A 13,409-nucleotide genomic window follows, 5' to 3' on the forward strand; every position below is an offset into this window, starting at 1 on the left:
CGCTCCGGCGGCTGGCATCGGTGGAACTACTTAGCCGGAGGAAGTTTCGCTGTGCGTGCGAATGAACTCTCGTCCAATCGGACGATGCTCGTACCAGAGCGCCGCGCTTCAATGCATTCAGTGTTGGCACGCGCGGCCGTTCGCTCGTCGCGTGGCTCGTGATCGCTTCCAATACCCGGTATAGCCGCTTCCATAACAGCCTTCTCAGGAGACCCGATGGCGCTCGATCCCCAGGCGCAGGCCATGCTCGCCGCTTTCGCCGGCCTGCCCGCGCTCGACTTCACGCAACTCACCGCGCCCGCTTACCGCGCGATGATCGCCGCGGGCGGTGGTTTTGCACCGGGCGACGCAATCGCCGCGGAAGAAGATCTGCTGATTCCCACGGCGAGCGGCGCGATTGCCGCGCGCCTTTATCGGCCCGTGACCGACGGCGACGATACCAGCGTATTGCTGCCGCTCACGGTGTTCTTTCATGGCGGTGGTTTTGTTGCCTGCGGACTCGATACGCATGCGAATCTGTGCCGCTGCCTCGCGCAACGTGCGCAAACCGTGGTGCTCTCGGTCGATTACCGGCTCGCCCCCGAAGCGCGCTTTCCGGCCGCCGCCCACGATGCGCTCGACGCCGTGCGCTGGGCCGCCGCCAACGCGGCCGACCTGCGCGTGCGTCCCGGCGCACTCGCTGTCGCCGGCGATAGCGCGGGCGGCAATCTCGCCGCCGTCGCCGCGCAACAGTTGCGTCATGGCGGCGTGAATATCGCGCATCAGTTGCTGCTGTATCCGGTCGTGGATTGCACAACGGAACATTCGTCTTATGAATCGATGGGTCACGGCTACTTCCTGAGCGCGGACCAGATGCGCTGGTTCATGGACCAGTATTTCGACGCCGGCGCCGATCGCGCGGATCCATTGGCCAGCCCGCTCGCCGCCGCCGACCTCGGCGGCGTGGCCAGCGCCACGATCATCAGCGCCGAATACGACCCGTTGCGCGACGAGGCCGAACACTACGCCGCGCGACTCTCGCAAGCCGGCGTGTTGACCACGCATCTGCGCTGGCCAGGCCAGATGCACGGCTTCGCCAGCCTGCTCGGCGTGCTCGACGCTGCCGACCAGGTACTCACGACCGCCGCGCGCGCCCTGCATCACACGCTCCACGTCGAGCCTTCCGCACTCCGTTGATCCGACCAGACATGACAGCATTGATCCGCCTCGCGGCCGAAGACGGCATCGCGACGCTCACGTTCGACCGCCCCGACGCGTTGAATGCCCTGAACGAAGCCATGGCAACCGAACTGCACGCCAAGCTCACGCGCCTCGCGCATCACGACGAAATCCGCGCCATCGTGCTCACCGGCGCGGGCGACGCCTTCATGGCCGGCGGCGATTTGCAGGCCATGCGCGCCGCTATCGACGCGAAACCGGTGGGCCGCGATCGCGCAATCGGCAAACTCGTGCGGCTCGCGCAAGCCGTGATCGAAGGCGTCACGCGCTCGCGCAAGCCGGTGATCGCCAGCATCAACGGCGCGGTGGCGGGTTTCGGACTGAGTCTCGTGGCAGCCTGCGATCTGGCGATCGCGGCGCAGCGCGCTACCTTCACGTCGGCCTATGGACGCATCGGCACCTCACCCGACGGCGGCGCCACCTATACCTTGCCGCGCGTGCTCGGCACGAGGCAGGCCGCGCAATGGCTGTATCTGGACGAACGGCACACCGCCGATGAAGCGCTGCGTGCCGGCCTCGTCAACTGGGTCGTACCGGATGATGAACTCGCCGCGGCCACGCGGTCGCTGCTCAAACGCATCGGCGCTCTCGCGCCGGACGCGTTCGCACAGACCAAGGACTTGCTGCTGCAGGCGCCGCAGCGCAGCCTCGGCGAGCATCTGTATGCGGAGCAACGCAGCTTCCTGCACTGTGCGGCCGGAGACGATTTCCGCGAAGGCATCGATGCGTTTTTCGGCAAACGTGCGCCGGTTTTCGGCTCCGGCGCGCGTTGACGCTGTTCATTCCCCTCACCCCGCACGGACTTCCCCGATGAAACTGGCCACTACCGACGAAATCGTCGCCGAACTGAAAGCCGGCCGCATGATCATCCTTGTCGACGAGGAAGATCGCGAGAACGAAGGCGATCTGCTGATCGCCGCCGATCACGTCACGCCCGAAGCGATCAATTTCATGGCGCGCTTCGGGCGCGGCCTCGTCTGCCTGACGCTGAGCGCCGAGCATTGCGCACGCCTGAAGCTGGCGCCGATGGCGCAACGCAACGGCACGCAGTACGGTACGGCATTCACCATCAGCATCGAAGCCGCGCAAGGCGTGACCACCGGCATCTCCGCGGCCGACCGCGCGCATACGATCCGCACGGCGACTCACGCCGACGTGCGCGCCGAGCATCTGGTGCAGCCGGGACATGTGTTCCCGATCGCGGCGCGTCCGGGCGGCGTGCTGGTGCGTGCCGGACACACCGAAGCCGGTTGCGATCTCACCGCGCTCGCCGGACTGACGCCCGCGGCGGTCATTTGCGAAATCATGAACGACGACGGCACCATGGCGCGCCTGCCGCAACTGATCGAATTCGCCGAACGCCACGGGCTGAAAATCGGCACCATCGCCGATCTGATCCACTATCGCAGCATCAACGAATCACTCGTGGAACGTGTCGGCGAGCGGCCGTTGCACACGCCGTGGGGACCGTTTCGCGCGATCCAGTATCGCGACACCGTGCGCGCTTCCACGCATCTCGCGCTGGTGCGCGGCAATCCCATGCCTGAAGTGCCCGTGCTGACGCGCGTGCATGAATGTTTCTCGCTGCTCGATCTGCTCGATGCCGAGCCGTCCGCGCATTCGTGGCCGCTGCACGCGGCATTGCAAAAGGTCGACGCGGCCGGCTGCGGCGTGGCGGTGCTGCTCGATTGCGACATGCAGGGCGACGCGAGCCGCGCTGCGCATGGCGCAAGCGCTCGCAAGGACGGCCGCCTGTCCGGCATCGGTTCGCAGATTCTGCGCGATCTCGGCGTGCGCAGATTGAACGTGTTGTCGAGTCCATTCAGACTGCCGGCGCTCTCCGGTCACGATCTGGAAATCATGGCGTTCATTCCGCTCGGCGAAGCGGATCTCGACAATCCGCATGCGTTTGAATCCATGCCGCACGAGGCCGGCGCGCGTCACGCTTTCGCGCCGATTCATGCAAGCGCTCGGAGCGCCTCGTCCGAACTCCAAACTACTTCCCGCTGATTCTTTCATGACAGCACGTATACAACCCTATGTCGCCCTCGTCACCGGCGCCTCGCGCGGCGCCGGCAAGGGCATCGCACTCGCGCTTGCGGCAACCGGCGCAACCGTCTACGTAACGGGACGCACGCAACGTGAAGGCGACGCGCCGCTACCCGGCACAGTGCACGCGACGGCAATCGAAATCGACAAACTGGGCGGCAAAGGCATCGCCCTGACCTGCGATCACGCCGACGACCAGCAAGTCGCGGAGGTCTTCGAGCACATTCGCCATGCCAGTGGGCGTCTGGATATTCTCGTCAACAACGCCACCACGTTGCACGATGAATTGATCCGCCCCGCGCCGTTCTGGGAGAAGCCGCTGGAACTCGTCGACATTCTCGGCGTCGGCTTGCGATCCGCGTACGTGGCGAGCTGGCACGCCGCGCGGATGATGGCCGCGCAAGGCAGCGGTCTGATCGCGTTCACCTCTTCGTTCGGCGCGAGTTGCTACATGCATGGCGCGGCCTACGGTGCGCAGAAAGCGGGCGTCGATAAATTCGCCAAGGACATGGCCGTCGATCTGAAACCGTTTGGCGTAGCCACGGTATCGATCTGGATGGGTATGCTGCAAACGGAGCGCACCGCGCGCGTGATCGCTGCGCATCCCGAGCAATATGCGGGGTTCAGCGAACAGGCGGAAACGCCGCAATTCACAGGACGTCTGATCGATGCGCTGCATCGCGACCCGCAGCGGATGCGAAAGTCCGGGATGGTGCTGGTCGGCGCGGAACTCGCGCACGAATACGGCATCACCGACCTCGACGGAAAGCGGCCACTGTCGCATCGCGAAGCATTGGGCGGTCCGGTGCAGGCGCATCCGGCTATCGTCGCTTGATACACTGCGAAGCGCGCCTGCAGAAAGGCTCGATATGGCAATCCAGGTGCCGTGTCGGGCCCTATTCCGTTCCGCCTGACGTCAATCCAAACGCCGCCGGCTAGAAACCGCTCACCACCATCGCGAACACGACCGCCGCGCCGCCCACCGCGCCGAGGAAGGTGAAGCATTGCTCGTCGGCGCCCGAACGGCGCGCCCACACTCGCCCCATCAGCGCGGCAAGTCCGGTGATCCCCAGAAACAGCGACAACGATGAACCCGCCGTGCACACCATGCCCGGAAACTCGTCGCTCCACGCGCACGCATACAGTTGCCGCACGGATACGCCGATCACGCCGATCGCCACCAGCAAACCGGCCACCAGTCCATCGCGCTGAATTCTCGCTTTCATTCGCCGCTCTCCTGCCTCATGCCTGTCTCCGTGCCTGTCGACGCTCGCGGCGTGAACCCAGCCGCGCGGCGCTCTTGCCGCAATACCGAGCGCCACGATCAAGGCTGCGCCGCTTGCCGGGTCATACCGCCATTGACGGTGATTCGGCGCGCGCGGGCATCGTCCGGACGGACTAAGGGGGATTGCGGAGGGAATGAGGCATTGCCGGTGTGACGGCGGGCGCCGTCACACCGGATCGAGGCTGCCAGTTCAGCGCAGCTGAGTTCAGCAGACTTGCGGCTTGCGCATGGCCCACGTGCCGATGATCTCTTCGATCGCGCGCGCCGCCGAGAGCAACGCCGCCTCGCCGCGCGGCTTGCCGACGATCTGAATACCGACAGGCAGGCCGCTCGCGCTCATCCCGCAAGGAATCGCCATGACCGGCATGCCGGTGAGCGTCAGCGCATAAGTAATCGCGAGCCAGTCGATGTAAGTCTCGAAGTGCCGGCCGGCCGCGTCGCGGATATCGCGTGCTTCAACCGGGAACGGCAGCACGATCGAAGCCGGACAGATCAGCACGTCATGGCGCTGCAGCAGCGCATTCAGCTTGTAGAAGAGTTCCGCCCGCGTGCGCTGCGCCGAACGCACTGCGCGGTTGTCCAGTTGCAGACCGAACTCGATGTTCCAGATCACGTTGGGATTCAGCACGTCTCGGTGCTGCGCCAGCACGTCTTCGTAATTCGTCGCGTAAGCAATGCCGCGCAGCGTGTGAAACGCCTGCGTCGCCGCGCTCAGGTCGAGATCGCTCTCCTCCACACTGACGCCTGCCGCCGCGAGCCGGTCCATTGTCTTGCGGCAGATCGCCAGGATTTCGGGCTCGACGGTGGCGATGCCGAGTCCTTCGCTGAATGCCACACGCGCTGGCCGTTGCGGCCGGCGCGCATGCTCGAGAAACGAGGTCGCCGGCTCGCGCAACGACAACGGCGCGCCGTCGACTTCGCCGCACATCGCGTCGAGCAGCAGCGCCGCGTCGGTCACGTTGCGCGCCATCGGTCCGTGAATGCCGAGCGTGTCGTAGGGATTGGCGGCCGGGCCGTACGAGACGCGGCCCGGCGTCGGACGCAGACCGACCACGCCGCAGAACGCCGACGGCGTGCGCAACGATCCCGCCAGATCGGAGCCCTGCGCGACCCACGCGGTGCCCGACGCCAGCGCGGCCGCCGCGCCGCCGGACGACCCGCCCGCCGAACGCGCCAGGTCCCACGGATTGCGCGTCACGCCAAACACGCTGTTATAGGTATGGCCGCCTGAGCCGAACTCCGGCGTGTTGGATTTTGCGTAGACCACGCCGCCGCGCGCTTCGAGCAAGGTCACGCCGGCATCCGACGTGTCCGGCACACGGTCGCGGTAGACCAGCGAACCGCGCGTGGTGCGCACGCCCGCCACGTCGGTCAGATCCTTGATCGGCACCGGCAGGCCGCATAGCAAGCCGCGCTCGGCCACGGGCTTCTTCAGCAGCACATCGGCATGCGCGTGCGCACGCTCGAAACAGAGCGTGGGCAGCGCATTGACCTGCGGTTCGACGCGCGCCACCTGCGCGGCGAGCGTGTCGAGCAGGTCGTGCGGACTCACCGCTTCCTCACGCAACAGATCGACGACTTCGCACGCGCTTCGCTCAATCAGACTCAGATCGACGGACATAATGGCTATCGGCTCCGTATTGGGGGGTGTCCGTGAGTTTCGCATGTCGCGCGGACTATCAGGTCTTGAGCCGGTAACCGGTCTTGAAGATCCACGCCACGATCAGCAAGAACACCGCCAGAAAAAGCGCGGTCATGCCGAGGCTGACCTCGACATTCACATCGGCGAGACCATAGAAGCTCCAGCGAAATCCGCTAACCAGATAGACGATCGGATTGAACAGCGTCACGACCTTCCAGAACGGCGGCAGCATATTGACCGCATAGAAACTGCCGCCGAGAAAAGTCAGCGGCGTGATGATCAGGAGCGGCACCAGCTGCAGCTTCTCGAAGCTATCGGCCCAGATGCCGATAATAAAACCGAGCAGACTGAACGTGACCGCCGTGAGCACGAGAAACAGGATCATCCAGAACGGATGCTGCACTTGCAGCGGCACGAACAAGCCCGCGGTCGCGAGAATGATCAGCCCGAGCAGAATCGATTTGGTGGCCGCCGCGCCCACGTAACTCACGACGATTTCCAGATACGACACCGGCGCCGACAGCAACTCATAGATCGTGCCGGTGAAGCGCGGAAAGTAAATCCCGAACGACGCATTCGAAATGCTTTGCGACAGCAGCGACAGCATGATCAAACCCGGCACGATGAACGCGCCGTAACTGATGCCGTCCACTTCCTTGATGCGCGAGCCGATCGCCGCGCCGAACACGACGAAGTAAAGCGATGTCGAAATCACCGGCGCGATGATGCTCTGCATCAGCGTGCGCCAGGTGCGCGCCATCTCGAACTTGTAGATCGCGCGAATTGCGTAGATGTTCATTGGTCACCTCGGAGCAGACTGACGAAGATGTCTTCGAGCGAACTTTGCGTGGTGTGCAGGTCCTTGAAGCGGATGCCGGCGTCGTCGAGCGCCTTGAGCAGCGCGATGATGTCGGTGCGCCCGCCCTCGCCTTCGTAGGTGTAGATCAGCTCGTTGCCGCCCTTCGCGACGTCGAGTCCGTAGCCGGCGAGCGAGGCCGGCACTTGCGCGAGCGGGCTTTCCAGTTGCAGCGTCAACTGCTTCTTGCCGAGCTTGCGCATCAGCTCCGTTTTCTCTTCGACCAGCATGATTTCACCCGCGCTGATCACGCCGATGCGGTCGGCCATTTCCTCGGCTTCATCGATATAGTGCGTGGTCAGGATGATCGTCACGCCGCTCTCGGCGAGCGAGCGCACCAGCTTCCACATGTCGCGGCGCAACTCCACGTCCACGCCGGCGGTCGGTTCGTCGAGGAACAGCACACGCGGTTCGTGCGAGAGCGCCTTGGCGATCAGCACGCGCCGTTTCATGCCGCCCGAGAGCGTGATGATCTTGCTATCGCGCTTTTCCCACAGCGACAGGTCGCGCAACACCTTTTCGACGTAGGCCGGGTTTTTCGGCTTGCCGAACAGTCCGCGGCTGAACGAAACGGTCGCCCAGACGGTCTCGAAGGAGTCGGTGGTCAACTCCTGCGGCACGAGGCCGATCAGCGAGCGCGCGCCGCGATAGTCGGTCGCGATGTCGCGTCCGTCCACGGTCACGCTGCCAACGCTGGCGTTGACAATGCCGCAGATGATGCTGATGAGGGTCGTTTTGCCCGCGCCGTTCGGGCCGAGCAAGGCGAAGATTTCCCCGCGGTTGATCGCCAGATTGATGTTTTTGAGTGCATGAAAACCGGTGGCATAGGTTTTCGACAGGTTCGTGACTGAGACGATTGGCTGCATGGAATCGACGATGGCAGACACCGTTGTTTGATTAGAGGGAGCGATGCTGAAGCGCCACCGCACCCGCAATGTAATGGAAAGTGCGAAACCGTGCAGCGCATCGCGCGCGGCGCATCGGGAATACGTAGGGCCGGCCGCGCAAAGAGGCACGCCGTACGGCGCAGGATAACCGGCGCGCCAGCCCGTTTCGCTGCAGTGCAAAATAGTTCGGTTTCCGTATTGGTTTGGTCGCGCGAAACCGGGAACGCCCCATGCTCGATTCCTGGCATGCTGCCGTGGCCGCGTCGTTCAAACAGCACACACGAACGAGGCACACCGCTTGCGGCAGTCCATGCATGTGAGCGACAAGCGCTTGCGTGACATCAAACCGACTCTATGGAGGTGAACCATGAAACGCATTACCAAGACGATTTTTGCTTCGGCGCTCGTGATGGCATTGTCCGGCGGCGCTTATGCGCAGGCTGGCGGCGGCGCGGGAGGAGCCGGCGGCGGTGCGGGTGGCGGCGGCACTGGCGTGGGCGCGGGCGGCGGCACGACTGGCGGCGCGGGCGGGACTGCAGCACCGGGCGTCGGCGCTGGATCGATGAAGAGCCCGAGCGATTCGGGCTACGGCTCGCCGGGCGTCACCGGCACCGGCGGCGGTTTGGGCACCGGCACCGGCGCGACACCGAATAGCCCGTCGATGAACCGTTCGAACAGTGGCATGGGTAAAGGCATGAACAACGGTACGCGTAGCGGCACCGGTAATGGCATGAACAACGGCACCGGCGGCACGATGCAAAACGGTCAGTAAAGCACGGCTACCAGTGCATTGAATCACTCGGTTCGAACCGGGGCGGCGGCATCGATACAAGGCGCCGCCGCCCTTTATTTCCGGAACGGAAAATCGCGCGCTTGCTCGCGAGGCCGCTGATCGCACATGTGCGTCCTTGCACCTACGAGGCACTTTTTTCAAGAGCTACCCGCTCACGGCTCCGCACAAACAAAACTGCTGGCGAAATTCACATTGCCCTTGCCGATGTAGCGCGGAAACAGCGGATAGCGGCACAACGGACGCGAGCGCCCATTGGTCGCCGCCGCGATATCGGTTGCCGTCAAGGTCTCGGGCGATGCCCCGCGCGTCACCCAGTTATCGAGCGCGCCCAGCAGATCGACCGATGGAACGAACGCGCCGCTGCCGTGCTGGAATCCCGGCACCATGTACAAGCGCATGAAACTATTGACCTGGTCGATGCCGAACCGGTCGACCAGCGTGTCGTAATAGGCGATGGTCTGGTTCGGGCTGATGACTTCGTCGGCGAGGCCTTGCAGCGTAATGAGCTTGCCGCCGCGCGCAATGTAGCGCGTGAGGTCGGGGTTCATCGCGCCGATCGTCTGCGACAGCGCGACCAGTTGCGCGAGATATTTGCCGGGATGTTGCGGGTCGAATCTGAGCGAGTCGAAGCCGGCGTCACGTGTAACGAAGTAGCGGATATAGCCGTCGCCTTGCGCGAACAGGTAGCCGTTGGCGAAGAACGTCGGCACCGGCAAGCGCTCCGGTTGATGCGCGAGGCCGAGCAGGCCGGTCAGATGCGTGCCCTGAAAAACGTTGTAGCCGCTATAGCCGTCGACGTCCCAAGCCAGACGATAAGGCAAGGAGAGCCCGTCGCGCATCACGAGCAAGGTGGAGAGTTGCGTGTTCGTGAGGCATTCATCGTGCGAAGGCGTGCGCCCGCTGCAGCGCAACGAGTCGATGATCTCCGTTTCGTGGTCGTGGCACGCGGCGACGTCGCTGACAATGCCGTCCGCCGCGCCGTCGAGCCGGTCGCACGTGGCAAGCGTCCGTTGATAAACGTGTTCCAGTAGCAACGGCGGAATGAAGCCGCCGGGCGTGTTGTATTCCGCCTGGCCGAGTTTCACGCCGAGCAGGCGCACGCCCGAAAAATTGAGCGCGGGCGAATTGGCGATCACGCCGTCGTAGTCGTCGGGAAAGCGCTGCATCACGGTGTAGCCTTCACGGCCGCCGGTCGAGCCGCCGGCGAAATACATCCGTTGCGGCGGCCGGCCGTACGCGCGTGCAATCAGGGCAAGTGCGGCGTCGTGAGTTTTTTTCAGATGCGCAAAGCCGAAGTTCGTGACCGCCTCGTCGACGAGGCCGAACACCGCGACCGATGAATCGCCAACATGACCCGAGTCGTCGCCGAACGTCGCGTAGCCTTGCGCGAGCGGCGCGCGGTTCGGCGAAAACGGCATCACGCCGGTGCCGCTCACCACCACGCCGTTATAACCGCCGCCGCCAATCTGCAGCGCGCGGCCGTTCCAGCGGCGCGGCAAATTCAGATCGAAACGGATATCAGGTGTAGTGGCCTTGAACCCTTTGATGCGGCCGGTGATGCGGCAATATTCGCCGCCTTGCTGATTGCCGGGCGCGGTGGCGCTCACCATCGCCGCGCTTTCGATCTGCACGCCGGCGGTCGGCAACGCAATGAGTTCGGGCTGCAGAACGGCGCCCGCCAATTCCGCACAGCGCATGGCGAGCGGCGCTTCATTGAGAGCGGCGAGCGCCGGGTGAGCGGCGAGCCACAACATGGCGCCTGCCACGTGGATGACCGCGCGCGAGTCCCGCGCGACACGCGCACGGCGCCGACGCGACCTCATCCGTAGCCCGCGCCATTGGCGGCCGTGGCCGACTGCTGCCCTCGCCAGCCGCGCCAGCCGCGCGCGATCATCAGCACGGCGCCGATGGCGACGAGGTCGCCGCCCAGTCCGATCAGCACGCCGCGAAAGCCATGAAACATATGCGGCGTCGCCGTATCGACGATCAGCGAAACCAGTGTGCCCGCAACGAAACACACGAGCCCCGTGCGGCCGACCGTGACCACGACAGGCAGCCGCCGCGCGAGCCACGCGATGCTGCCCATGCGCACGAACTGCGCGGCGAGCCAGGCAATGACGATGAAGTTGATCACGCGGTCCGGAGAAAGATTCTGTTTAAACGTGCCGGGCAACGGTTGCGTCAGCACGAAAAGTCTGACGATAGCGAACGCCAGCACCGCGACCGCCGCGACCCACGTGAACCAGCGCGCGGTACGGCTTGCGTGAAAGCGCTCGCTGATGGGCTGCACCCGGCAGAGAATCCCGAGTACGAACATCAGTTGCCATGCAAACGGATTAAAAGCCCAGTCGGCCACGTCGTCAATGCTGAATAATGCGGCCAGCGGCCGGGCCAGCGCCCAGATCAGCAAGCTCAAGCCGAGCGCCGTGAGCGGCGAACGCCGCGCCAGCGGCACCGCGAACGGCACGCATAGCGCGAAGATCACGTACATGGGCAACACGCTCGACAGATAAGGCTGGCGCCGCAGCAGCATGATATCGAAGGCTTCGCGCAGCGGCTGAACCGCGAAAGGCGGCCAGCCGGTGAGGTCGACCATGGGCCGGTTCAGATTCAGCGACGCGAGGATGGCGCCGGACAGCAGCGTCAATACCGCCGTCAGCAGATAGGCGCGGTAGATTTCCCAGCAGCGCCTGACAAAGCGCATCTTCGCCGCGTTCTCGCCGCGGCCCGCGAGCACCGCCGTGTACGCCGCCGCCGATGCATAGCCGCCGAGAAACACGAACACTTCCGCTGAATCGCACAAGGCGTACGCGTGCAGCATCAGATGCGACAGCGTGCTGCCGGGAATGTGATCCAGCACGATGACGATCAGCACGACGCCGCGGAAGAAGTCCACTTCGATCGAGCGCCCTCCAAGGGGACTTCCACCGGGGCGGCCGCGACGGGTTTCCATTCAGGTTCTCGCAGGATAGACGCACGCATGCCGCGCGTCGTTTTCGTAGGAACACCATGACAATAAAACGTTCCCAGCGAGGCTGCGCGGTCCATCGGCGCGCGCTGACAACCTGCCTCTAATTTCAAATCACGTGGTGGTGATTTGAAATTCGGTTGTCGGCATGCGGTAATACTGAGTCGTTACGTGTTCAGTTCGCGGCAAGATTTGCGGCTTTAATTCGCCGGGCGAGAATGCAACCGGTAATCAGCGCGAAAAATAAATCGCCGAAAGCGCTGGGCGATTTTTTTCGCTTTTTTTCATCGTAGGATGGTTTCATGCACGCCCGTCGGCCCTCGCGCGTTTCGCGCGATGCCACCTTCGACGGCGGCCACTCATGTGGACCGGACACGCGGCCAGCCGATCCGCGATCGGCCGGTACGCCGAGCGTCATTTGCGACGCCTTTCCATACGCCACGGCCGACCTGAGCGTCACCGATGCGCGCCGGTCCTTCCATTACCGCCCAGAACGGCTGCGCTGCGCGCGCCACCTTCGCCCTGGAAGACGACCACATGAACAACAGAATTGCCGGCTTCGACGGATTGCGCGCGATCGCAGTCCTGATGGTATTTTTTCAACACCGCCTGTTCGGCGACATCGGCGAGATCGGCCATCTCGGGGTATGGATCTTCTTTGCGCTGAGCGGATTTCTGATCATCGGCATTCTCGCCGCGCAACGCGCGCGCATTGAAAGCGGCGCCAGTCGATTCGGCGCTGAATTGAAGCGCTTTCTGTTTCGCCGGACCCTGCGCATCTTTCCGATTTACTACCTGATGCTGGTGGTGATGTGCGTACTGATGGCGTTCGGCATGGCGAGTCCCGAACTGGCGAGCGGCATGCCGTTTCATTTCGCCTACCTGTCGAACATCTGGATCGGCTCCGTGCTGCACTATTGGCCGGGGCGCTACTCGCATTTGTGGAGCCTTGCGATCGAGGAACAGTTTTATCTCGTGTTCGCGCCGCTCCTGTTGCTGCTTGCCGCGCGTCGACATCGCGCGGTGTGTCTCGCGATCGTCGCGGCCGGGCTCGGTTCGCTGCTGGCCATGCGCGCGGCGCATTGGCCCGAGATCACCATCTATACCCACCCGCTCACGAACTTCTGGCTGCTGGCGTTGGGCGGCATCGGCGGCTTGATGATTGTGGGGAAAGCGAGCCGCTTGCGGGCGCGGCTCGGGCACGGCGCGACGCTCTTCGTGCTGAGTCTCGGGCTCGTGGGCTTTTGCGCCACTGAACCGATCTGGAGCGAGGTGGACAACCCGCTGCTGTTCACCATGGTCAGTGCCTCGTACGGCGTGTGCATCGCGGCGCTGGTGTGTTCGATTGCCTGCTGCCGCAACACCGTCGTGATCGGCCTGCTCGAAACGAGTTGGCTGGTGAGCTTCGGGCGAATCAGCTATGGCTTCTACCTCTATCACAACCTGATCCCCGACCTGACCCGCAACCATCACGCCGCAGCACTCTTCGGCGGCACGGTGCCCGTGTGGGCGCACGTCGCGGGGATCGCCGGGTCATTTGTGATTTCGCTCGCGATGGCGATGCTGTCCTGGCGGCTGATCGAAGAGCCGATCCTTCGCTTGAAGACGCGGCGTGCGCCGGCTGCGTCGCCCTCGCGTCGTGAGCGAGCGGAGCATTCGTCGAGGAATGAGAGCGCCGCGTCCGACGCGGTCTAATCCAGGTGTGACTTAC

The 13,409-nt window shown here is 64.2% G+C and carries 13 protein-coding genes; 6 read left to right on the top strand and 7 right to left on the bottom strand.

What is annotated here, in order from left to right:
* The first annotated feature begins 216 nt into the window (after positions 1-216).
* From PQR42_RS37960 to PQR42_RS37975, 4 genes are read left to right on the top strand one after another with little or no spacing between them, the layout of a single operon-like run.
* Positions 217-1,176 (top strand): alpha/beta hydrolase, encoded by a 960-nt coding sequence (locus PQR42_RS37960; protein WP_408390963.1) that lies wholly within the window; start codon positions 217-219, stop codon positions 1,174-1,176.
* An 11-nt stretch (positions 1,177-1,187) separates the two neighbouring features.
* Complete coding sequence (locus PQR42_RS37965) at positions 1,188-1,991, top strand: enoyl-CoA hydratase/isomerase family protein (protein WP_408390966.1); 804 nt, start codon at positions 1,188-1,190, stop codon at positions 1,989-1,991.
* Between the two features lie 37 nt (positions 1,992-2,028).
* Complete coding sequence (gene ribBA, locus PQR42_RS37970) at positions 2,029-3,228, top strand: bifunctional 3,4-dihydroxy-2-butanone-4-phosphate synthase/GTP cyclohydrolase II (RefSeq protein WP_408390968.1); 1,200 nt, start codon at positions 2,029-2,031, stop codon at positions 3,226-3,228.
* Between the two features lie 7 nt (positions 3,229-3,235).
* The gene (locus tag PQR42_RS37975; RefSeq protein WP_408390970.1) at positions 3,236-4,102 is read left to right on the top strand and encodes an SDR family NAD(P)-dependent oxidoreductase; all 867 of its coding nucleotides are present in this window, start codon (positions 3,236-3,238) and stop codon (positions 4,100-4,102) included.
* Between the two features lie 100 nt (positions 4,103-4,202).
* Here PQR42_RS37975 and PQR42_RS37980 read toward each other — a convergent pair whose 3' ends face one another.
* The 4 genes from PQR42_RS37980 to PQR42_RS37995 all read right to left on the bottom strand — a co-directional run bounded on the left by PQR42_RS37980 (position 4,203) and on the right by PQR42_RS37995 (position 7,916).
* Positions 4,203-4,493 carry a hypothetical protein gene (locus PQR42_RS37980; RefSeq protein ID WP_408390972.1) on the bottom strand — a complete coding sequence of 97 codons (291 nt, stop codon included), beginning with the start codon at positions 4,491-4,493 and terminating at the stop codon, positions 4,203-4,205.
* A 264-nt stretch (positions 4,494-4,757) separates the two neighbouring features.
* Positions 4,758-6,173 carry an amidase gene (locus PQR42_RS37985; RefSeq protein WP_408390974.1) on the bottom strand — a complete coding sequence of 472 codons (1,416 nt, stop codon included), beginning with the start codon at positions 6,171-6,173 and terminating at the stop codon, positions 4,758-4,760.
* Positions 6,174-6,231: 58 nt separating this feature from the next.
* On the bottom strand, positions 6,232-6,993 hold the full coding sequence (locus PQR42_RS37990; RefSeq protein WP_106282490.1) for an ABC transporter permease: 762 nt from the start codon (positions 6,991-6,993) through the stop codon (positions 6,232-6,234).
* Entirely contained in the window at positions 6,990-7,916 is a 927-nt protein-coding gene (locus PQR42_RS37995) for an ABC transporter ATP-binding protein (RefSeq protein WP_408391045.1), read from the bottom strand. The genes PQR42_RS37990 and PQR42_RS37995 overlap by 4 nt, the downstream gene beginning before the upstream one ends.
* Positions 7,917-8,304: 388 nt before the next feature.
* Here PQR42_RS37995 and PQR42_RS38000 point away from each other — a divergent pair, with 388 nt between their 5' ends.
* A complete protein-coding gene (locus PQR42_RS38000; RefSeq protein ID WP_408390976.1) occupies positions 8,305-8,709 on the top strand; it encodes a hypothetical protein in 405 nt (134 codons plus the stop codon).
* Between the two features lie 173 nt (positions 8,710-8,882).
* On the opposite strand, the gene PQR42_RS38005 is transcribed toward PQR42_RS38000, so the two are convergent.
* The 3 genes from PQR42_RS38005 to PQR42_RS38015 form a co-directional block, all read right to left on the bottom strand.
* Complete coding sequence (locus tag PQR42_RS38005; RefSeq protein WP_408390978.1) at positions 8,883-10,553, bottom strand: tannase/feruloyl esterase family alpha/beta hydrolase; 1,671 nt, start codon at positions 10,551-10,553, stop codon at positions 8,883-8,885.
* Positions 10,550-11,683: an OpgC domain-containing protein gene (locus PQR42_RS38010; RefSeq protein ID WP_408390980.1), complete on the bottom strand. Its 1,134-nt coding sequence runs from the start codon at positions 11,681-11,683 to the stop codon at positions 10,550-10,552. Before PQR42_RS38010 ends, PQR42_RS38005 begins: the two co-directional genes overlap by 4 nt.
* Positions 11,684-11,873: 190 nt before the next feature.
* Positions 11,874-12,116: a hypothetical protein gene (locus PQR42_RS38015; RefSeq protein ID WP_408212895.1), complete on the bottom strand. Its 243-nt coding sequence runs from the start codon at positions 12,114-12,116 to the stop codon at positions 11,874-11,876.
* A 119-nt stretch (positions 12,117-12,235) separates the two neighbouring features.
* Here PQR42_RS38015 and PQR42_RS38020 point away from each other — a divergent pair, with 119 nt between their 5' ends.
* Complete coding sequence (locus tag PQR42_RS38020; protein WP_408390982.1) at positions 12,236-13,393, top strand: acyltransferase family protein; 1,158 nt, start codon at positions 12,236-12,238, stop codon at positions 13,391-13,393.
* Positions 13,394-13,409 lie beyond the last annotated feature (16 nt).

This window comes from Paraburkholderia sediminicola (assembly GCF_046027355.1).
In the GTDB taxonomy this organism is placed as follows: domain Bacteria; phylum Pseudomonadota; class Gammaproteobacteria; order Burkholderiales; family Burkholderiaceae; genus Paraburkholderia; species Paraburkholderia sediminicola_B.